This is a genomic window from Rhizobium sp. YS-1r (assembly GCF_000757525.1).
Classification (GTDB): domain Bacteria; phylum Pseudomonadota; class Alphaproteobacteria; order Rhizobiales; family Rhizobiaceae; genus Neorhizobium; species Neorhizobium petrolearium.
Genome location: NZ_JPYQ01000024.1, coordinates 421,635 through 443,095 on the forward strand (window position 1 = coordinate 421,635; position 21,461 = coordinate 443,095).

Here is a 21,461-nt window from a genome sequence, read left to right on the forward strand (position 1 = left end):
TTCCTTCGTGATTAACGCGTATAGGTGAAGTCGGCGACGTAGCGGCTGCCCGTGGCCGCCTGGCCAGATCCGGCCGAGGTCAACGGCACGACAACCTCGTTGGGGCTGTCGCGCATGTCTTCGACGGCGGAATCGATGTGCAACTGATAGCCGGCATCAAAGAGGGTATCGGCAAGATCGAGTGTGATCTTGAGCGAGCGGCCGGAACCGACGCTGGCGCCGGTAATGCCGTTGATTTCGCCCGTGTCGCCGCCTGTGGCGCGATACCAGCCGCTCAGGTGCTCGTAGTAGCGGGCCTTGCCGCCGGCCAACCACAGGCTGCCGACATATTTGCCCTGCGCATCCGTCACGTAATAGGCGAGATAGGCTCCGTCTCCTCCGTAGCTGCGCATATTGGTGGTGAAGGTCACCTCGCCTGCAAGCGCAAGACCGGGCGCCGTCAGTGCGGTTGTGACAGCCAGCATGGCCAGAAAGGATTTGATCCTCATTGTTATTCTCCGGTTCGGGACTTGTCAGTTCATCTGGGCACGCGGCTTGCTGCCGGGCATGAAGAGGCCGTTGCCCGGAGGATTGGTATTTTGCTGCACGGGAGCGCCACGATCGCCGTAGGCAGCACGGCCTTCGTCATCATCATCGTCATCGTCGTGGGCAGCGTAGCGGCCGTCCTCGTCGCCGTGGCGGCGATGTCCCTCACGATGGCCTTTGCTCTCGTGCTCGCGGTAGTCCGCCTTTACGATGTCATTCCTTGTGCCGTTGAATCTCAGTTCATCGAGTGGCAGGGCCTGGCTGGCGAAGGCGGCGAGAATGGCGGTGCCGGCGACAGCGGCAAGAAGAAGTCTGCGGTTGATCATGGGTGGATCTCCTTTGGGGTTGGCGACCATCGGGATCACCGGTGGCCGTGGTGTTCCTCGATTTCGATGACATCGAGCGTCACTGGATCGATTTTCGCTTCGAAGCGACGACCGGTCTGGTCCGTGCCATAGACCTCGTAGCAGCCGTCATCGATCTTGATGCGTCTCAGCGTCCAGCCGCGTTCCTCGGCAAGTGCGCGGACCGCCTCGCGTCCTTTCCAGTCGCGGAGCGGAGCGTCGCAATATTCCCTTGCCTGGGCTGATGTTGCCGCCATGATTGCAAGGGCCACGGCTGGCAGGATGCCGGTCTTCATCGTCATTTCCTCTCTTTGTCGGAACGATCATTCAGCCCGCAAACTGACCGCCACCTGACAGACGCCGGAACTTTGCTTCAGCTTCCCGTAAGCTGCCGGGTGGACTAGAGAGGAGGGTAAAGGGAGAAATCCGGCATGAGAGTTCTGCTGATCGAGGACGATACGGCATTGGGGGCGGCTATCCGGGATCAGATCGCCGCGGATGGTCATTCCGTCGACTGGATGGGTCGCCTCGACGAGGCGCGCGATGCACTCGCCACGGCCGCCTACGATCTCGTGCTGCTTGACTTGATGTTGCCCGACGGCCTCGGCATTCCCTTCCTCAAGGCCTTGAGGGCCCGCGGCGACGTCACGCCCGTTATCATATTGACGGCGCTGGATCAGGTTTCCGACCGGATCGCCGGGCTGAACGCCGGCGCGGACGACTACTTGGTCAAGCCCTTCGACCTTGCCGAACTCTCCGCCCGTATCGGCTCTGTCGCGCGTCGCTATACGGGGAACCCAAACCCGATCGTTACGCTTGGACCGCTGGAAATCGACCTTGCCGCCCGCAGCGTCAGGCTTAACGGCAAGCCGGTGGTTCTGACAGCGCGCGAATGGGTGCTGTTCCAGGCCTTCGTCCAGCGTCCCGGCCAGTTGCTGTCGAAATCGCAGCTTGAGGAACGGCTCTATTCCTTCGACCAGGAAATCGACAGCAACGCTATCGAGGTCCATGTCAGCCGCTTGCGCAAGAAGCTCGGCGCGCACGTGATCGAGACCGAGCGCGGACTGGGCTATCGATTGGGGCGGCCATGAAGATGATGTCCTCGCTTCAGGCCCGGCTGGCGATCGCGGTCGGCGTTTCCGTGACCGTCCTTTGGCTCGCGGCCGCCATCGCCACCGCGCATCGACTCGGACAGGAAATGGAAGAGGTTTTTGACGACGGTCTGAAAGCGACTGCGGAACGCGTCCTGCCGATCGCGCGGCATGACCTGCGAGAGAGACATCCGGGACGTGAAAGCATCGACGATGATGACGAAGACGACATCAGTCGTGACGCGCGACCTGAACGAGAAGCTCGCTACGGCGAGGACGTCACCTTCCTCCTGCGCGACAAGCAAGGCCGTGTATTGCTGAGTTCGCGGGGAGCGGACGCCTCGATCTTTCCTCCTTTTGAGAGGCAGGGATTTTTCCGTACCCGGACACATCAGCTCTACTATATGGCAAGCGCAGACGGCAACTTGACCATCGCCGTGGCCGAACCGCTGGATCACCGCCGGGAGCTGTCGCAGAAAATGCTGCTCGGTCTGCTGTTGCCGCTTTTGGTCGTCATTCCGCTCAGTCTGGTGGCGATCCTGTTCGCGGTCCGGGTTTCGCTGCGTCCGGTCCGCGCTCTCCGACAGGAACTGTCCCTGCGCGGAGCACAGGATCTGTCACCCTTGCCGGGCAATCGCTTGCCAAGTGAACTCCGGCCTATTTCCGCCGGCATCAATCAGCTTCTCACCCGGCTGAAGGCCGCTTTCGATGCCGAGCGCACCTTCGCGGCAAACGCGGCGCATGAACTTCGGACCCCTGTTGCCGGTGCGATCGCGCAGGCGCAGCGCATCCGCACCGAGACGAAGGAAGCGCTGACGGCGCAGCGTGCGAACGAGATCGAGACGACGCTCAAGCGGCTGATGCGCATGTCGGAGAAGCTGATGCAGCTCGCGCGTGCAGAAGGTGGTAGGCTTCGTGCCGACGAGCCCTCCGACCTTCGGATCGTGGTCCGCATGATCGCCCAGGATTTCGAGCAGGCCGGCGAGAGGCGGCTCGCACTCACCCTGCCGGCGGCGCCTGTGCTGTCGCTGCTCGATCCCGACGCAGTTGGCATTCTCGCCCGCAATCTCATAGAAAACGCATTGAAACATGGTGCGCAGGATCGTCCGGTCGAAGCGACGCTTGAGGCGGACGGCATGCTTTGCATTGCAAACGATGGGCCGCCGCTTCCGGCCGGGGCGATGGACCGGCTGACGCGCCGGTTCGAGCGCGGCACTGGCAAGATCGGCGGTGCGGGCCTGGGACTCGCGATCGTCAAGGTGATCACCGACCGGGTCGGAGCCACCATCGACGTGATATCCCCCCGCCCGGTTATGAACCAGGGTGTTGAGGTCCGCGTGAGACTACCTGTCGTTCGCCAATGATCCGCGGTTGCCTGGTGTTTAAAGAGCGCTCGATATCGAACGCAGATGAGCTTCACACCTTTGCGCTTGGCTGCAGGACGGGGGCCATCTGAGCTCCCGGAATGCGGACCGAAAGGAAATTAGTTCACTCTCTTCCTTCAAAACCAGCACCATCAATACAACCACCCAACGGCCATTGCCCGCCCCGATGATCAGGTTGCATCGCTCCGAATTGCCGATTTTGCGCCTCAATTCACGCAGTAGCGCCCTAATAATTCGGACACGCCGCGCATGAATTAGTGCTGGTAAAATCCGGTTCCTCCGGCAGATTAGGCAACCTTAGATAGGCGCACCGATTCACAACCAGCGGAGCAATCCCTCCATTGTGAAGGCGAATTTTCATCGTAGCCAGCCAGGAGCGGTAAATGACAGCCACCACATCCACCTTGCAGTTCTATCTCAATGGGAAATCGGTGACTATCGAAAGTCCCTCCCCCTCGATGTTGCTCGTTGACTATCTGCGATCACCCGAGGTGCGGCTAACGGGTACAAAAAAGCCGTGCGGGCAAGGCGGGTGTGGTGGCTGCACCGTCATTCTTTCTGATTGGCCGGATGGGGGTCTCATCAGGCACCGCGCCATCAATTCCTGCCTGCGCCGGCTCTGCTCGCTGAATGGAATGGCGATTACAACGATCGAGGGGACAGGCAGCCTGGCCGCCTCGTTGGCCGCTTATCCCGCCCATCATCCGACGGCCTCACGCGGTGGCCCGGATTTCCACGATTCCTTACCCTCCAGCCTGATCGAAGCGGTCAGGCAGGTGAAAGCAAGCAACAAGGGTGATCTCGCACTTGCCGCCGGGCCCGATATCTCTCAAATCAATCCCGTTGCCCATGCACTCTCAAGCAATAATGGCAGCCAATGCGGCTATTGCAGTGCTGGATTCGTGATGAACATGTCGGAGTTCATCACGAACAACCCCCAGGCCACCAAGCAAGATATCGAGGACATTTTCGACGGCAATCTCTGCCGTTGCACGGGATATCGCCCAATCCTCACCGGCATGAAAACGATGGCCAGCGACTGGAACTCGGAAGATGAGGACAGTCGGATGAAGTGCCTGGAGGACCCGGAAATCGATATTCCGAAAGGTACACCGGTCAAAATCGACGCACCGGCCTCGCCATTTCCGGTGGAACCTCTAGATGTCCCGGGGTCGGTGCAATGGTTTACACCATCGAACATGGATGAACTGGCAGCGGACGCGGCCGACCTTACGAATAGCGGCAAGACATTCCGTTTCATTCACGGCGGAACGTCCTACGGGGTCTACAAGACCGAATTCGAAACCGTCGATGCCTTTATCGACCTGCGATACGTGCAGGAACTGCAAGGCAAACCCAGCCCGGCATTTCACGACCAGCTTGATTACACGCTTCCCGCCGCCACCACCTACAGTGAGCTCATCGAATTTATCACCAACCTCGACGATGACTCTCCCGATTTTGCCGCCATCCTGTACATGGCGAAACGAACGGCTGGACGGATCGTGCGGAATGCCGCTTCGATCGGCGGAAACTTCATGCTTTGGCTCCACCACATCGCGAACGGCAGCGGCGAACCGTTCCCGTCTGACCTGACGCTTGCCCTGATCGGCACAAACATGACGATCACCTATTACGAACTGGATCTCGTCAATAGAGTACCTGGACAGCAGTCGACCGAGCAGGTCGATACGCTGCTTGCCAAGATCCAGACTGATCCCACGTTCCCGAGCAGAATTGTAGTCGTCAGCTTTCAGATCACTCCCGCCCGTACTTCCATCACGGATCTTTATGAGCGCTATCACTCCTTTGCCCAGAAGGCGGCGCTGCGGGAGGTGAATTCGCATTCGATCGTGAATTCGTTCATTTCATTCGATGTCGATACCCAATCGGGGACTTTGGATAGCCCTTCCAAGATTATATTCGGAGGGATCAATGCCTCGTATTGGAGGGCATCGGCCATTGAGAACTCGTTTTCGACTGGCAGTATCTTCTCGTATGAAAACCTGCTGTCCGCCTGCGCGCAACTCAAGGCAGACGTAACGCAAGCTCTGGCGGATTCCGCAGCTCGAAGGAGCGAGGCTCCATGGGAAGGTTTCACCGACGAGTACAAGGCGAACCTTGCCGTCGCGATGCTTTACAAGGCGGGAGTTGCGGTCTTTGTAAAACTGGGCTTCGCCATGCCGGTCAACGCCAATTCCGCCGGAGAAATGACCTGGGGAACCTGGCCGGTCAGCGATGGCCGCCAGGATTACACGGCGCAGAATTTCAAGGCGCCAGTCGGTCAGCCATATGTCAAAACGACGGCTCTGGAGCAGTGCTCGGGCCGCACAAACTATACCCACGAACTCGCCTATCCCCAAGGAACCTTGCATGCCGCTTTTGTGCAGAGCCGCAATGCCCTGGCCCGGTTTTCATTCCAGTGGGAAGGCTACGGGATTCAACCCGGTGATCTCAACGACAAGCTGGCGGACATGTTCCCGCACTTCCGCCGACTGCTGACATGCGAGGACGTACCGGTCCGGCCTGCCAATTTCCAAGGCATGGGCGGCGATCAACCCATGTTTGCCGAAGGCTCCGTTCTTTATTTCGGGCAGGCGATCGCAATGGTGCTTGCCGATACCGAGGAGGATGCCAACCTGATTGCCGACTATGTTTCCGAACATTGCCTCGGCTATCAGCCGATCAATTGGGATGCGAACTGGCAAGAACCGATCTTGACGATTGAGGACGCCATCACAAAGGAGAGTATCTTCCCGGACACTCCATCCACAGCAGCGTATCTCTGCCACATTTGGAAGGTGACCCGCCTGCGCAGCCGATTTGATTGGATGGCCTCCCAGCCAGCCATCCCGAGCGACTTCGACGCAGAACCAGTGACGACAGACAACGTGCCTGTCGACGGAGCGAATTGCATTCGGGTGGTGAATAACCAGAAAACCGGCGGTCAAGCGCACTTCTACATGGAAACGCAAGCCTGCCTGGCAATTCCGGCGGACGACGGAAGGATCATCGTCAACTCATCGACCCAGAGTCCGATGGAGATGCATCAGACAGTCGCCTCGGCACTGGGACGACAATACAACAAGGTCAAGATCCAGACGCGATTGCTGGGTGGCGCCTTTGGCGGAAAAACCGAGCAGGCGCGTTTCACGACGGGGCCGACGGCCGTGGCCGCGGCAGTGATGGATGCGCCCGTTCGGCTGGCGATGGCTCGCGACAGCGATATGACGATGATCGGCAAACGGCACGCCCTTTATGGAGTGGGACAGATAGCCGTCGATGACGGCTCGGCGCGTCCGGAAGACAGGGGGAGGATTAAGGGCACGCATCTGACTCTCTGGGCAGACGGTGGCGCATATTATGACTGTTCCTTCGTGGTCACGAACTGCATCCAGACCCGCATCGATAACGCTTATATGATCGACAACTTCGAGAGCCAGATCGATGCTTGCAGGACCAATACGCCGCCAAATACGGCGATGAGAGCATTCGGGGACGTTCAGGCGACCAATATCCTTGAGAACCTGATAGACGATGCCGCGACCGCGCTTGGCCTTCGCCCAGAGGATTTACGGGAGAAGAATTTTTACCAGCGGGGTGAAGTCACTCCTTACGGCCAAACCCTGACTGCCTGTTACATGCTGGAGGTCTGGAACTACCTGAAGGCAAAATGTCAGTTCGAATATAAGCTTATGGACGTCCAAGCCTACAATGCGCAGAACAAATGGAGGAAGCGAGGCATTGCGCTCATTCCCGTCAAATACGGGTCGGGATACAATTTCGAGCAATTGAAGCAATCCTCCGCGATCGTCGTCGTCAACCAGTCGGACGGCTCGCTGGTCATTCATCAGGGCGGCGTCGACATGGGCCAGGGCTTGTTGACCCAGGCCAGGCAGGTGGCTGCGTATGTGCTCAATATTCCACAGTCGCTCATCCATGTGGAAAGTCCGCAAACGGATACGACTCCCAACACCAGCAGCACCGGCGCCTCGACGGGAACGCCCTATAGTGCGGAGGCGGTCAAACGCACCTGCGAGCAGCTTCGGCAAGAGCTGACCGAATTCGGCTATAGGCTGCTCAAAGACAATGGAAATGACTGGTGTCAAGCGCACGGGTTTGACTTCTGGAACTATGGCGAGGCCGGCTGGAACACGGAAGTCACCATCAACAACAACACAGCCTTGATCTGGCAAAACCTGGTTAATTACGCCTATGTACAGCGACTGCCGCTGACCGCGACGTTCAACGCCAATATCGAGCACGGCGACTTCGATATGCCGGTCCTGACCTTCAAGCAGGCCGGAGATCAGCCGAATATCCCAGGCATCACCCGGGCGAACGTCCCAACGGTCACAGATGTGCAGAACCAGTTCGTGGGGTTCACCTACTCGGCAGCCTGTTCGGTTGTCGAGGTCGACATCCTCACCGGTGAGACCAAGATATTGAGTTCCGATGTCGTTTACGATGTTGGCTGGAGCCTGAATCCTGCGCTCGATGTCGGGCAAGTCGAGGGCGCCTTTGTCCAGGGCATAGGCTTCCTCATGACCGAAGATCTCGTCTATCAGCCTGAAACCAATGCAGGAAACGAGAAGGGGCAACTCAATACGACCAACACATGGCGATATAAGATCCCTGCTCAGGTCACGATTCCGCTCGAATTCAATGTGTCGCTGTTTCCGCGAAACGATCCATCGGTCGTCAACATCCCACCGGACGATCAGGGGATCTTCTCCGCCAAGGAAGTCGGCGAGCCGCCCCTGGTGCTTGCGAATTCGGTTTTCTTTGCCATCAAGGATGCAATCCGGGCGTCGAGAGTAGAACGCGGGCTCTCCGGCCTATTCAACTTGAGAGCACCTGCCACGGTTCAGGAGGTGCGTTGCGCATGTGCCGTCGACCTGCCTAGTTAGGGCAGACCTTCCAGGGACGGCCGGCTTCGGAGACTTCAATCAGCGTGTATCGGACGCGACGGTCGGCGCGGCCGAGCGCCTGTTGACGGCTACATAATCCATGAACTCGTTCTTAAGGACTTCGATAAATGCCGCCAGATAGCTGGGATGGACGCGTCCCCCCGGTATGAGCATGGAGATCCGGGCAGGCTCGATCGTTCCCTCGAAAAGCGGAACCCAGGCCAACGCCCCTTCGCTGACTTCCTTCTCGACGCCAAGCGAGGTAAGAAATGCAATGCCGAGGCCAGCGCGCACGAGCGCCTTCAATATGCCGGGACGCTCGGCGTGAGCGATCACTTGGCCAAGGGGATAATTGCCCTGGAACAGGACGTTGAGCCCGCTGTGGGAAAGCCAATCCCGCCCCGGAGCGATCAGCGGATAATCGGCGCAATCGGATAAGGAGACGACCGATCGCCGTGCGAGCGGATGGTCTTGCGTCATGATGACACCGATCGGCTCGCTCACCGTGTAAACAGTCTCGGCCCTGACATTGTCGCTGACGTCGTAGGCCAGCACCACATCGGCATCCTTCGCCAACAGCTCATTGGTGATGCGCTGATTGTCACCGGAGATGATCGTGTAGTCGACGTGCGGAAAGCGCTGATGCAGTTTCGTCATTGCGCCTGGAAGCACATGTTCGGTGAAAGTCTCCGCGGCCGCAATTCTGATCGTACCTCGAACCCCGCCGCGCAGGCTGCCGATCTCCTGCTTCAGCAGTGCACTTTCGCGGTTCCAGCGTCTGATATGTCCGAGCAGCACTTCTCCCGCCGCCGTCGGTCGTATGCCACGCGGCAACCGCTCGAACAATTCGATACCGAGTTCTTCCTCGAGCAGGAGGAGTTGGCGATTGATCGCCGAGGACGCCACATGCAGGCTTTCGGCAGCCTTTCTGATTGAGCCATGCCGAATGGCAGTGTCGAAATGAAGTAATGCCGTGCGTAAAAGGGCCATCGCTTACACCCCGAAGCGATCCAATAATTCGTGCAGTAAGCGCGAAATTTACTGCTGGTGCAACGCTTTTGATGATGCTTCTATTCCGATGCTTGAACGAAAGTGCCGCTAGAGCACCGTCAGGCGATGCCGGAATGCCGCCTTGCCGTTCTTATCCTTGCCGGCTTCCACATGGGGAACAGGATGATAGCATCACCTTTGGCAGTAGGAGGCGGCGACTTCGCTTTATCGCCAAGCGCCGCTGAGGTTGCGAAAACGATGCCCGCGGCCATAGAAATCAGCAACGTATCCATGTCCTTTCCCGGCAATGGCCGCCAGGTTGATGTGCTGGAAGATATCAGCCTGACCATCCCCCGCGACCAGTTCGTTTCGGTCGTTGGCCGTAGCGGATGCGGAAAATCCACGCTCCTGCGCATCATCAGCAATCTCATCGCGCCATCGAGGGGTAACGTCCGCATCAACGGGATGAGCAGCGAAGATTACCAGCGTCGGCGCAAATTTGGCTTCGTGTTCCAGGAGGCGTGTCTCTTCCCCTGGAAAACCGCGCTCCAGAACGTGGAATTGCCGCTTGAGATCATGGGGATGAAGTCGACGTCCAAGCGGCGCGAAAGAGCCCGCGAGCTTCTCGGTCTGGTCCGTCTCGATGGATTTGAGGATCACTATCCGGCCCAGCTTTCCGGTGGAATGCGCCAGAGGGTCGCGATCGCCCGAGCTCTATCCTACGAGCCGGAGTTCCTGCTTATGGACGAGCCCTTCGGTGCGCTCGACGATTTCACACGTCGCGAGATGCATGACGAGCTCATCAACATCTGGAAATCGCGCAGCCTGACGGTGCTGTTCGTCACGCATTCCCTTTCCGAAGCGCTGTACCTCTCCGACCAGATCGTCGTGATGGCACCACGTCCGGGCCGCATAAGGGCGGTCGTGCCCGTGATCGAACCGCGTGTAGCCGATCCCGCGATCCGGGCGAGCGCCAATTATGCTCGCCAGATCCAGCAACTGGAGACGCTGCTTCATGAGCAATGACAAGACGACACCCGGCTCTCGCAGCCGTTCCGGCGCGTTTCGGCGTGCTGCGGAACTCGGCCCCTCTCTTGCATTGTTTCTGGCCGTTGCCTGCCTCTGGGAAGCAGCAGTGCGCCTGTTCCAGATTCCCGGATACCTTTTGCCCGCACCGAGCGCGATTGTCGGCAAGATGTACGCCGTGCACGGAATGCTGCTCGATAATCTGATATCGACAATGACGGCCGCCTTTCTCGGCTTTGCGATCGGCACGGCCTTTGCCGTTCTTCTGGCTGTTCTTTTCCTCTACTCGCGTATTGCAGAACGCGCGCTTTTCCCTTGGGCAATCACGCTCAAGACAATCCCCATCCTTGCGATTGCGCCGCTGCTCACCATCTGGCTGGGTTTCGGCCTGGCGCCGAAGGTCGCCATCGCTGCGATCGTCTGCTTCTTTCCGACACTCGTGAATGCCACGAAGGGTTTTCGCACCATCGATCGCCAGTCGCTCGAATTCATGACGATCATCGGGGCCTCGCGCAGCCAGACGTTCCGTCACGCCAGGCTTTACGCCGCCCTGCCCTACATCTTCGCAGCCGCCAAGATCAGCTCCAGCATGGCTGTCATTGGAGCGATCGTCGCCGAATTCACGGGAGCCAATCTCGGGATCGGCACGGTTATCGTCACCGCCGGCTATCAGCAGGATTCCGCGATGCTCTTTTCCGCAATCGTCGTCTCTTCGGTTGCCACCATCCTCATGTTCTATCTCGTCGTCGCCGTCGAAAAACTCTGCCTCTTCTGGCCGGAGGCCACCGCCGATGTTTGATCAACCCTTTCCGGAGAAACCCGTCATGACAGCTGGCTTCAAGACCCTGCTTGCCCTCGTATTCCTATCGGCGGCCTGCCTGTCGACGGCAGTACCTGCCTCTTCCGCCGATGAGATCTCGCTGCGCCTTCCGTGGCTCCTCAACGTCCAGTCGGCAGGCTACGTGATGGCAAAGAAGCAGGGCTTTTATGAACAGGCAGGACTAAACGTCGAGATCATGGCTGGGGGGCCGAATCTCAATTCGACGGCACTGGTGGCCTCTGGTGCCAATACCTTCGGGACCAACGACGTCAGCCAGATCATCCTGGGCGCAGCGAACGGCATGGACCTTGTCATGGTGGGCGCCTGTTTCCAACGTCATCCGGGCGGCGTGATCTCGCTGGCATCGGAAACCATCGAGAAGCCGAAGGATCTCGTCGGCAAAAAGCTCGCGTATAACGAGGGAGGGCCATGGGTCCTCACACGGGCAATGCTGGCAAAGGCAGGTGTTGCCCTCGACCAGGTTCAGCTTGTGGTCTCGCCCAGCACCGAACTGCTGCTCAACGGTTCAGTGGATGCAAAAACCGGCTTTGCCATCAACGAGGCCGTCGCACTCGATCTACAGGGTCAGAAAACCTCAGTGCTCTTGCCCTCCGACTACGGCGTGCAGACCTATGCCGAAGTCATCTTCACGACCCGAAAGATCGTCGATGAAAATCCCGATCTCGTGAAGCGGTTCGTGGCGGCGACGCAGAAGGGATACGACTACGCCTTCGCCCATAAGGAGGAGACGGTGACAGCCGTCCTGGAGCTCAACAATCAGCTCGATCCAAAACAGCAGGCCGAGCAGCTCAAACTTCAGCAGGACTACGTCTACACGGACTTTACCAAAACCACCGGCGCGTGCGCCTTCGATGGTGATGTCATTCGCGAGACGAAGGCAACACTCATGGAGTTCGGCGGCCTCACGACAGATGTCGATGTGGAGACGCTCTATTCCACCGACTTCGTTCCCCACAAATAAGCGTTTCAAGAGGAAACACGGCCATGAACGTCCAGCACACGCCCATCCATCCGGACGGGGTTCAGATGCACCTAAAGATCAAACCGGGCGACGTCTCGCGTTACGTGCTGACACCGGGAGATCCGGGACGAGTCCCTGTCGTGGGAAGCAGTTGGGATACCTATGAGGAGGTTGCGCATTTTCGCGAGTATCGGACCGCTCGCGGCACGCTCGACGGCGTGGATATCACCGCATGTTCCCACGGCGTTGGCGGCCCTTCGACGGACATTGCGGTCGTGGAACTGTCGAACTGCGGCGCCGACACCTTCATTCGCGTCGGCTCCTGCGCGGCTTTGCAGCCGGAAATCGAGCCCGGCGACCTCGTAATCTCGACCGGCGCATTGCGTCTGACGGGCACGGTGGATGCCTATGTCGACAGGTCCTACCCGGCTGTCGCCAATCACGAAGTCCTTATGGCGCTGATCCAGGCAGCGGAAGAGATGGGCGAAAAATACCATCTGGGTCTGGCAGCCAGCGTGGACAGTTTCTACGCCGGCGAAGTCAATCCGATGCCCGGAGGTTTCTGGCAGTCGAAGATGGACCACGTTCTGGAGGACCTGCAGCGGTCCAAGGTTGCCAATTTCGAGATGGAAGCAGCAACGATCTTTACGCTGGCTCAGCTCTTCGGCTTCCGGGGAGGGATGATCTGCTCAGTGGGAGCAAACCGCATCACGCGCAAGCGCGCGGATTCGGCGGACTCTATCAAGCGCTGTTGCGCCGTCGCGAGCCGCGCTGTCGTGATCCTGGCTGGCTGGGATGCGAGGAAACAAGCGGCCGGCAAGCCTCATTTCTTTCCATCGTTGATTGCCGATCTGGCTTAGGACGACGACATGTCGCCCAAGATCATCTTTGACACTGACCCCGGCATCGATGACGCGACGGCACTGCTGTTTCTGAACGCGTGCCGTAACATTGAGCTGCTCGGCATCACCACAGTGTTCGGCAATGGCAACATCGATACGGTCACCCGCAATGCGCGCTACCTGAAGCGTCGTTTTTCCATTGCCGTACCAATTGCCCGTGGAGCGGATCGTGCCCTGGGACTCAGCGCCTCTCCGCCGCCGATCCATGTGCATGGGATCAACGGTCTGGGCGATGTGCCGATCGACGAAAACGACCTTCCCCCGCTTGATCCGCGTCCGGCCCATCGCTTCATCATCGACCAGGTGCATGCCTTTCCGCATGAGGTCACGTTGCTCGCCGTGGGTCGACTGACCAACCTCGCCTTGGCACTTTCGGAAGACCCGACGATTGCGAAGCGAGTGAAGGAAGTGGTGATCATGGGAGGGGCGTTCGGCCTTGCCGGTCCCAACGGCAACGTCACCCCTGTGGCGGAGGCCAACATCATAGGCGATCCGCATGCCGCCGACTTGGTGTTCGCTGCGTCCTGGCCGGTGACGGCCGTCGGACTTGATGTGACCCGGCAGGTGATCATGCTACCTGCAGATATCGAGATATTGGCCCGCGACGGCGGCGATGCCGGCCGGTTCATCGCCGAGATATCGCGACACTATATGACCTATCATCGGCGATTCGGGCTCGACGGCTTCTACGTCCACGATTCAACGGCGGTGGCCTTTGTCCTTGATCGCTCGCTATTCGAGACTCGAAAGGGACCGATCAGGGTCGCTACCGACGGGATAGCAATCGGCCAGACCATTATGAAGGACCGATCGACTTTCCATCCGCCGGGCAATTGGGACGATGCACCTGATCAGTCGATCGCCACCTCCGTTGACTGCGATGGTGTGCGGCGTTTGCTCATGGAAGCCTATCTGACGTCAGATGCCGCTCACCTCAGGACTGCGTAAACCGGAGATTGTCCGGCCGCAGGTCCATGAAATAGAACGTGGTCGGGCGCCAGCTGATCGAGCGCTTGATGGCGTAAGCTTCGGAAGGTTGATAGAGGATGGTGCCCGGAGTTTCCTCTTCCCACTGATCGAGCATCTTCACGAAGAGTTCCTTGCGCTTGGCCGGATCGGTCTCGGCCTCCAGCGCGCGGCCGGCATCATCAAATGCCTTGGCCGACGCCGCCTCCCAGTTGCCAGCGGTCTGGATCTCGCCTGCCGGCCCCCAGGCTACCCAGAGAGCACCAAGCGGATCGGGCAGACGGGTGGAATTCGACCAGTTGAAAACCTGCGATCCCGGGCCGCGCAGCGCCGCACCCTCGACCACCTGAAGCTCTGCGTTGATGCCTACGGCCTTCCACATCTCGATGAGAATCTGGGCCGCCTCCAAAGCGTTGGTATAGTAGCCGGCCTGGGTGCGGTAGGTGATCTTCTGGCCGTTATAACCGGCTTCCTTGAGAAGGGCCTTCGACCTCTCCGGATCGTAAGGCAGCTTGCGGCCTTCGACATACATCTGGCCATATTCCGGATAGTTGTGGCTGGCTGGAACCTTCGCATTGCCGAGCCAGAGCGTGTCGACCAGCTTCTGGCGATCGATGGCGCTGGCTAGCGCCTGGCGCACACGCTTGTCGGCGAGAACGGGATCGCGGGTATCGAAGACCAGGACATGCGAATTGGCCAGAACGACCGAACGCACGTCAATATCTTGATAGGCGCCGACGACAGCTTCTTGATCCGGGGGAATGTTGGTGATGAGGTCGAATTCACCGGAGACGAGGCCGGCGACGCGGGCGGCAAGCTCCGGAACCGCCCGGAAGGTAACCCGCTTCGCAGTCGGTTTGCCGAGGAAGTAGTCGTCGAAAGCCTCGAGAACCGTGGCATCACTCTGGTTGTGCGAGACGACCTTGTAGGGACCTGTGGCAACCGGCGCACGTGAATAGCCTTCGAAGCCCATTTCTTCATAGGCACGCTTGTTGACGATCCAGGCACACCAGGAGGCGAGGCGCTGCTCAAGCAGGACATCCGGGACACGCGTCGTGAAGCGAACAGTGTATTTATCGACAGCTTTCACATCGGAAAGGATGCTGAAATAGGCTTTACCGCCGGGAATCTGAGCCTTTTCGCCACGCAGGCGACCATCGCGGAATGTATAGGCCACGTCATCGGCCGTCAGCTCGTCGCCATTATGGAACTTTACGCCCTGGCGCAGCGTAACGATGAGCTCGGACGGGCTCTTGCGCTCCCATGAGGCGGCCAGATGTGGCTTCAGTTCGGAACCGCCGCCATCTGGAGAACCCAGGAAGTCTCGGCGGATCAGTGTGTCGAAGATCGAATAGGTTACACGCGTGCCGACATTTGAGAGTTCCCGCGCCGGTTCCAGCGTTGCGGGCAAAGCCGCAACGGCCACCGTGAAGTCGGGGCGCTCCCCGTCCGCGGCAAAGGCAAGTGGAGCATTGAGGATGAATGGGGTGACTACCGCCCCTTGCATGAAATGACGACGCTTGATCGAATACATGGAGTGCTCCAACGTTCCTGGAATATATTGGCGAAATCCGGATGGTGGCCCCCTGCTAGGCGGGCTTCATAACAGGGCGGTGACCCCAAAATGAACTTTAAATGACCGTTTTCAGACAGGTTGCGTCGCCTGTCCAATGACCTCAACCGCAAGTGAAGGATCATTGACCATCACTGCGTCAGGACCGTTGAAGCAGAGCTCCGCCAAGGCATCCGCCTTGATGAGTCCGACGGTGCCATCCATCGGATCGCCGGTCATGATCACCGTTTTCAAGCCGAGCCGCCGCAAGTTCGCGAGATTGTCTGCGGAAGCATCCGCCTCCCAGAGGCGGGCCCAGATCCCCCCACGAAGTGCGAGCGCCGGATAGTCCCCGATGTTGGAAAAAAGCCCGAGAGTCGGACATTGTGGAAGATGGCTGTGGACGACGTCGAATGCGTCGAGCGATCGCACACCGAAAGCAATCCGCCCGTCAGCTGTCCTCGATTCCAGAGCTGCGATGCATCGTTCCAGCGCTGCCTGTTCATGAAGTTTCGTATCCAGCAGGATGGAAGCGCGTCCGCCGATCATATCGATAGCGTCCGTCATTGCGACGAGGCCGGGACGAAGGCTGCGCAGCTCGTCCATGTCGAGCTCGGCAACCTTTCGCGGATCGCTGCAAAGACGTTTCAGGTCCGCATCATGAAAAGCGACCGGAATACCATCCCGGCTGAGACGTAAATCGGTTTCGATGAAATCCGCCCCTGCCGCAATCGCCGCCTCGAAAGCCTCGAGGGTGTTTTCCGGCGCGACGGCGCTCGCCCCGCGATGGGCGCCAACAAGAGGCGAACGAGCGGGGTATCCGTTCCAGATTGTCGTGCGCAACGCCATACCTTTCAATTAGCCCTCTTTGTCGATGGTCGGATCGAGGCGATCCCGCAGCCAGTCACCGAATAGGCTCATGGCCAGTGTTGTGAGGAAGATGATGATGCCGGGCAGAACTGCGATCCACCATGCGTTGAGCAGATAGCGACGGCCCTCGCCGAGCATGAGGCCGAGCGACGTATCGGGAGGCTGGACGCCGAGACCGAGGAAGGACAGCGAGGTTTCGAGCAGGATCGTACCCGGGAAGTTGAGCGTCGCCTGCACGACGAGCGACGCGGCGATATTCGGCAGTAGGTGCTGGAACACGACTCTCCCCGTTCCGGCGCCGAATGCCTCCACGGCACGGATGTAATCCGCAGTTTGCTCCGAAAGCACCAGCCCGCGCGCAAGGCGCGCATAGCGCTCCCATCCCTCGAAGCTCACTAGGATGATGAAGAGCACGATGTTGTTGCCGAAGAAGGCGAGAAAGGCGATGGCGATGAAAAGCGAGGGAAGCGCCGTTTGCACGTCACAGAGCATCATCGCGACCATGTCCACGATCCCTCGGAATCGCGCTGCGGCAAGTCCCATCAGCGTTCCCATGACTGCGCCGATCAGCGTGCCGAGGGTTGCGATCAGGATGGATGTCCGCAGGGCATAGATCATCCGGCTCAGCACGTCGCGGCCGAGATGATCGGTGCCGAGCAGGTGATCCGCGCTGCCGCCGGTCATGAAAGCCGGAGGCCGGAAGCGGGCGGTCAGATCCTGCGTCGTATAATGGATTGGCGCCAGCAAATCCGCGAATATGGCGATGAGGATCATGGCCAGGAGCCAGCCGATGCAAAGCACGATGACGGGCGACGCACCCCAGAGCCGCAGTGTCGAGCGGACGTCGACCTGTTCCGATGCACTGCTCATCCGGCACCTCCCAATGTCCGCGCGAGAGAGACCTTCGGGTCCAGAAGCGCATGCAGAATATCGACGAAAAGATTGGAAAGGACGATGATCAGCGTGATCATCAGGATGACTGCCTGGACGACGGGTAGGTCACGCATGTTGACGGAATCGACCAGCAGGCGCCCGAGCCCCGGCCAGGCAAAGATGGTTTCGGTGACGACCGCGCCCGAGAGAATAAGGCCGATCTCGATACCGAAGAACATCAGGAGCGGCACCATGGCATTCGGCAATGCATGGCCGAGGATCACCGCAAGCTGGCTCAGCCCTTTCGCGCGGGCCGTGCGGATGAACGGTTTTCCCATCACTTCCAGCGTGGCGGTTCTGGCAAAACGGGCGACCCGGCCGGCAAGCGGCAGCGCCAGAGTGATGGTAGGCAGGATCAGGTGGACTGGGCTCGACGAACCGGAGGATGGGAGGACACGAAGCTGCAACGCGAATACCAGGATCAGCAGGATGCCGAGGAAGAAGACCGGCATGGAATAACCGAGCACGGCGGCCGCTATCAACGATCGGTCGACGGCGGTTCCGTGTCGAAGGGCGGCTGTGACGCCGAGCGACATCCCGATCAGTGTAGCAAGCAAAAAGGCCGAGCCGCCGAGGAGAATGGTCTTCGGTATCGCTTGCATGACCAATTCCGTTGCCGGTAGATCGCTGGCGAAAGATTCACCGAGATCGCCGCGGGCAACGCGGCCGAGGAAGTTAAGATACTGGACGACAATCGGCCGATCGAGTCCCCACTGCACCCGGTAATCCTGGCGTATGTCCGGCGGTGTTTCCGGGGGCAGCAGCTCTTCAGAGGGGTCGCCGGCTGCGCGCAGGATCACGAAGACCAGAGTGACGCAGAAAAGCAGCGTGACCAGGGAGCGGACGGCGCGAAAGCCTATCGCCTTCAGGCTCGACATCTTCATCTTACGCAACGTCCTCGCTGGCTGCTCTGACAGGATTCAAAGGCGCGCGCGTTCGGGCGGGCGACGGGTCCGCCTGGTTTTCCGAGGGCGAACCGGCCAGATGGCAGGAAACCTTCCGACCGCCGCCAAGCTCGGCAAGCGCCGGCATCTCGCTTTTGCATCGGGCGACTGCGGCGGAGCAGCGCGGATGAAATGCACAGCCACTCGGTTGGTTTGCCGGATTGGGTGGCTCCCCCCGCAGCATGATGCGTCCGCCAAGCTTCGTGCCGGGAACCGGAGCCGCCGAAACGAGTGCACGCGTGTAGGGATGAGCCGGGCGAGCGAAGAGATCGTCCGCTTCTCCTTCCTCAACAATGCGTCCCAGATACATGACGGCTATCCGATGGCTGACCTGACGAACAACGCGAAGGTCATGACTGATGAAGATCATCGCCAGTCCCAATTCGGCCTGCAGATCGGACAAGAGATTGACGACCTGAGCCTGGATCGAGACATCGAGTGCGGAGACCGGTTCATCGCAGACCAGCAGGTCCGGACGGGTGACCAGCGCCCGCGCCAGTACCACGCGTTGGCGCTGCCCGCCGGAGAGTTCGTGCGGATAGCGGCGGGCAACCGCGTCGGACAGGCCGACGGCGCGCAGCAGTTCGCTGACGCGGGCGTCGCGCTCCCGCAGGCTGCCGGCTTGATGGATGTCCAGCGGCTCCCGCATCTGCTTCGCAATCGGCAGTCTACGGTCGAGCGCGGCCAGCGGATCCTGATAGATCATCTGCATGCGCATCCGTGATTTCCGCCATTCGGGCGAGCCGATGACGGGAAGCGGCCTGCCGTCAAAAGAGATCGCGCCACGCGTCGGCGGCTCGAGCCCGAGGAGGAGCCGTCCCGTCGTCGATTTGCCGGAGCCCGATTCCCCGACGATGCCGAGCGTCTCGTTGCGGCCGACCGAAAGCGTCACATCCGAAACGGCATGGACGACGGAAGCGTTGCCCCAGATATGCCGATTAAGCTCATAGCTGCGCGCGATATTCCTTGCGTGTAAAAGCGGTGCACTCATGCTTCGATCCGCTGTTCTTTCTGCCTGGAATAACGGATCGCTGCGGGCGGTTGCGCCTCGCTTACCAGGCAAGCGACACTATGGTCACGGCCGATGCCGGCAAGCAGCGGAATCTGTTCATGGCATTGCGTCTCTGCAAATGCACAGCGCGGGGCAAAGGAACAGCCGGCCGGCAGACTGCTCGCGTCCGGCACGGTTCCGCCGATCGCCGTGAGCCGTCGTCGCGGCCCATCGATGGCGGGCAAGGATCCCATGAGGCCTTGGCTATAGGGATGCGCCGGGTGCTCGAAAAGGCGTTCCACCGGTGCCTCTTCGACGATGCGGCCGGCATACATCACCGCCACCCGATCACATACCTGCGATACGACTCCGAGATCGTGGCTGATAAGGACGAGCGCCATTCCGGTTTCGCGTTGGGTCAGCGCCAGGAGATCGAGGATCTGCGCCTGGATAGTCACATCGAGCGCTGTCGTCGGCTCGTCGGCGACCAGCAGATCCGGTTGTCCGGCAAGTGCCATGGCAATCATCACCCTCTGGTTCTGGCCGCCGGAAAATTCATGCGGATAGGCATTGAGTCGCCGCTCGGCATCGGGGATGCCGACGAGATCGAGCAGCCGCTTTGCTTCCGCCTTGATCGCGGCACCGGAGAGGCCGCGATGCAAGGCGAGCGTTTCGCCGATCTGGCGTTTCACCGTCAGCATCGGATTGAGCGCGCTGACGGGATCCTGGAAGATCATCGCGATGCGCCCACCGCGGATACCGGTGAACTTGGAGTCGGGCATGTCGAGAAGATTCCGGTCATTCAGCATGACCCGGCCGGAGACTTTTGCCTTGGGAGGCAGGAGGCCTAGCGCTGCAAGCCAGGTCACCGATTTTCCCGACCCGGATTCGCCCACGAGGCCGAGGGTCTCGCCCGGACCAATCGCCAGATCGATTCCGTGGAGAACCCTGACGCCGTTGAAGGAAACGGTTAGTTCTTCGAGCGTGATGCTGCCGCGCATGTTGGTCGCTCCTGCTTGGGACGGCGAAGGGGTCCGTCGGCAAAAAGACAGACCATTCGTCAGCTAGACAAATCGACTCATCCGCGCATACCCGGGCACGCGCGGATCATGTTTTGGAATTTTCGACGATCGGCGACCGCAGGAAGACACCGCGGTCTCTTCTACTGCAAGCGCGCCATGTGCCCGTTGGTGTGCAGCTACTAGCGGAGGCAGATGACCGTTGCATGACGGTCTGACGGAAAAGAGGGTCCACTTCGCCGTTTTCGAGTATGACCATAGCCCACGGGTATCCATATCGTTTTCATCCTACTTGGATGCCTTCCGACCTCCCTCATTTCACAGTCGGGTCGATCCGGTCGCGCAGCCAATCGCCCATGATCGAGACTGACAGCGTTGTGACGACGATCACCGCTGAGGGCATCAGCATGATCCACGGCGCCGACTGGACATAGTCGCGGCCGTAACCCACCATGTTGCCAAGGCTGGTCTGCGGGGGCTGCAGGCCGATGCCGAGGAAGGACAGGCTCGATTCCAGGAGGATGACGCCGGGAACATTGAGCGTCATGGCAATCACGATCGTCGCGGAAATGTTGGGCAGGATATGGCGCAGATAGATGCGCCCGGGTGATGCGCCAATCTCGCGCGCAGCCGCCGCATAGCCTTGTGTATTGGCGGAAATGGCGAGACCGCGCGCGATGCGCGTCACCTGTTCCCAGCCGTAGAGACCGAGCAGCATGACAAAGATCGGCAGCGAATTGCCGAGGAAGGCGAGCACGGCGATCGCGATGATCATGAAGGGCATGGCAAGCTGTGCATCCACGATCGTCAGGATGACCTGGTCGACCCAGCCGCGGAAATAGGCGGCGATGAAGCCGAGCGTCACGCCGACGATTGTTGAAATGAGCGTGGCGCACAGCGCGATCGTGATCGAAACACGGATCGAGGCGATCGCCCTCGACAACACATCGCGGCCGAGCTGATCGGTGCCGAGAACATGGTTGAAGGTGCCACCAAAAAAGACCGGAGGTTTGAGCCGCGCCAGCACGTCCACGGCCATGAAATCATAGGGCGTCAGAAGCGGCGCGAAGATGGCGATGAAGACCATCAGCGCCAGCCAGGCAATCGCCAGGATGACCATGGGCGGCCAGTCCTGCAGAAAGGCCTGCAATCCGCTTTTTTCGGTGAACACACTGCCATCGGTCGAAAGTCCGTCCTGTTCGATGGCCATG

20 protein-coding genes are annotated in these 21,461 nt (G+C 59.7%); 8 read left to right on the top strand and 12 right to left on the bottom strand.

Features of this window, described 5'->3' with window-relative positions:
• Positions 1–11 precede the first annotated feature (11 nt).
• From JL39_RS17935 to JL39_RS17945, 3 genes are read right to left on the bottom strand one after another with little or no spacing between them, the layout of a single operon-like run.
• Positions 12–482, bottom strand: coding sequence for a DUF2271 domain-containing protein (locus tag JL39_RS17935; RefSeq protein ID WP_037153816.1), 471 nt, complete (start codon positions 480–482; stop codon positions 12–14).
• A 30-nt stretch (positions 483–512) separates the two neighbouring features.
• Complete coding sequence (locus tag JL39_RS17940) at positions 513–851, bottom strand: hypothetical protein (RefSeq protein ID WP_037153340.1); 339 nt, start codon at positions 849–851, stop codon at positions 513–515.
• 35 nt (positions 852–886) lie between these two features.
• Complete coding sequence (locus tag JL39_RS17945; RefSeq protein WP_244446910.1) at positions 887–1,171, bottom strand: PepSY domain-containing protein; 285 nt, start codon at positions 1,169–1,171, stop codon at positions 887–889.
• A gap of 129 nt (positions 1,172–1,300) precedes the next feature.
• Here JL39_RS17945 and JL39_RS17950 point away from each other — a divergent pair, with 129 nt between their 5' ends.
• The 3 genes from JL39_RS17950 (at position 1,301) to JL39_RS17960 (ending at position 8,255) form a co-directional block, all read left to right on the top strand.
• Complete coding sequence (locus JL39_RS17950; protein WP_037153344.1) at positions 1,301–1,960, top strand: response regulator transcription factor; 660 nt, start codon at positions 1,301–1,303, stop codon at positions 1,958–1,960.
• Entirely contained in the window at positions 1,957–3,324 is a 1,368-nt protein-coding gene (locus JL39_RS17955) for an ATP-binding protein (RefSeq protein ID WP_037153346.1), read from the top strand. Before JL39_RS17950 ends, JL39_RS17955 begins: the two co-directional genes overlap by 4 nt.
• Positions 3,325–3,728: 404 nt before the next feature.
• A complete protein-coding gene (locus tag JL39_RS17960) occupies positions 3,729–8,255 on the top strand; it encodes a molybdopterin cofactor-binding domain-containing protein (RefSeq protein WP_037153348.1) in 4,527 nt (1,508 codons plus the stop codon).
• 39 nt (positions 8,256–8,294) lie between these two features.
• On the opposite strand, the gene JL39_RS17965 is transcribed toward JL39_RS17960, so the two are convergent.
• Both JL39_RS17965 and JL39_RS32175 read right to left on the bottom strand, forming a co-directional pair.
• The gene (locus JL39_RS17965) at positions 8,295–9,245 is read right to left on the bottom strand and encodes a LysR substrate-binding domain-containing protein (RefSeq protein ID WP_037153350.1); all 951 of its coding nucleotides are present in this window, start codon (positions 9,243–9,245) and stop codon (positions 8,295–8,297) included.
• Between the two features lie 119 nt (positions 9,246–9,364).
• Complete coding sequence (locus JL39_RS32175; RefSeq protein WP_200883979.1) at positions 9,365–9,538, bottom strand: hypothetical protein; 174 nt, start codon at positions 9,536–9,538, stop codon at positions 9,365–9,367.
• Between JL39_RS32175 and JL39_RS17970 the strand changes: the two genes are divergently transcribed.
• From JL39_RS17970 to JL39_RS17990, 5 genes are read left to right on the top strand one after another with little or no spacing between them, the layout of a single operon-like run.
• The gene (locus JL39_RS17970) at positions 9,537–10,271 is read left to right on the top strand and encodes an ABC transporter ATP-binding protein (RefSeq protein WP_227704141.1); all 735 of its coding nucleotides are present in this window, start codon (positions 9,537–9,539) and stop codon (positions 10,269–10,271) included. The two genes, JL39_RS32175 and JL39_RS17970, sit on opposite strands and share 2 nt — an antisense overlap.
• Positions 10,261–11,070, top strand: coding sequence for an ABC transporter permease (locus tag JL39_RS17975; RefSeq protein WP_052182949.1), 810 nt, complete (start codon positions 10,261–10,263; stop codon positions 11,068–11,070). The genes JL39_RS17970 and JL39_RS17975 overlap by 11 nt, the downstream gene beginning before the upstream one ends.
• Positions 11,071–11,095: 25 nt before the next feature.
• Complete coding sequence (locus JL39_RS17980; RefSeq protein WP_037153356.1) at positions 11,096–12,073, top strand: ABC transporter substrate-binding protein; 978 nt, start codon at positions 11,096–11,098, stop codon at positions 12,071–12,073.
• A gap of 23 nt (positions 12,074–12,096) precedes the next feature.
• Positions 12,097–12,933 (top strand): nucleoside phosphorylase, encoded by an 837-nt coding sequence (locus JL39_RS17985; protein WP_052182950.1) that lies wholly within the window; start codon positions 12,097–12,099, stop codon positions 12,931–12,933.
• 9 nt (positions 12,934–12,942) lie between these two features.
• On the top strand, positions 12,943–13,923 hold the full coding sequence (locus JL39_RS17990; RefSeq protein WP_037153359.1) for a nucleoside hydrolase: 981 nt from the start codon (positions 12,943–12,945) through the stop codon (positions 13,921–13,923).
• Here JL39_RS17990 and JL39_RS17995 read toward each other — a convergent pair.
• The 7 genes from JL39_RS17995 to JL39_RS18025 form a co-directional block, all read right to left on the bottom strand.
• Positions 13,910–15,475, bottom strand: a complete 1,566-nt coding sequence (locus JL39_RS17995) for an ABC transporter substrate-binding protein (protein WP_037153362.1) — start codon at positions 15,473–15,475, stop codon at positions 13,910–13,912. The genes JL39_RS17990 and JL39_RS17995 overlap by 14 nt on opposite strands.
• A 111-nt stretch (positions 15,476–15,586) precedes the next feature.
• A complete protein-coding gene (locus tag JL39_RS30560; protein WP_052182951.1) occupies positions 15,587–16,342 on the bottom strand; it encodes a glycerophosphodiester phosphodiesterase in 756 nt (251 codons plus the stop codon).
• Between the two features lie 9 nt (positions 16,343–16,351).
• Positions 16,352–17,233, bottom strand: a complete 882-nt coding sequence (locus tag JL39_RS18005) for an ABC transporter permease (RefSeq protein WP_037153367.1) — start codon at positions 17,231–17,233, stop codon at positions 16,352–16,354.
• Positions 17,230–18,180, bottom strand: a complete 951-nt coding sequence (locus JL39_RS18010; protein ID WP_081952884.1) for an ABC transporter permease — start codon at positions 18,178–18,180, stop codon at positions 17,230–17,232. The genes JL39_RS18005 and JL39_RS18010 overlap by 4 nt, the downstream gene beginning before the upstream one ends.
• 1 nt (position 18,181) lies before the next feature.
• The gene (locus JL39_RS18015; protein WP_052182952.1) at positions 18,182–19,231 is read right to left on the bottom strand and encodes an ABC transporter ATP-binding protein; all 1,050 of its coding nucleotides are present in this window, start codon (positions 19,229–19,231) and stop codon (positions 18,182–18,184) included.
• Positions 19,228–20,232 (bottom strand): ABC transporter ATP-binding protein, encoded by a 1,005-nt coding sequence (locus JL39_RS18020; RefSeq protein WP_037153370.1) that lies wholly within the window; start codon positions 20,230–20,232, stop codon positions 19,228–19,230. Before JL39_RS18020 ends, JL39_RS18015 begins: the two co-directional genes overlap by 4 nt.
• 331 nt (positions 20,233–20,563) lie before the next feature.
• Positions 20,564–21,460 (bottom strand): ABC transporter permease, encoded by an 897-nt coding sequence (locus tag JL39_RS18025; protein WP_037153374.1) that lies wholly within the window; start codon positions 21,458–21,460, stop codon positions 20,564–20,566.
• Position 21,461: the final 1 nt, after the last annotated feature.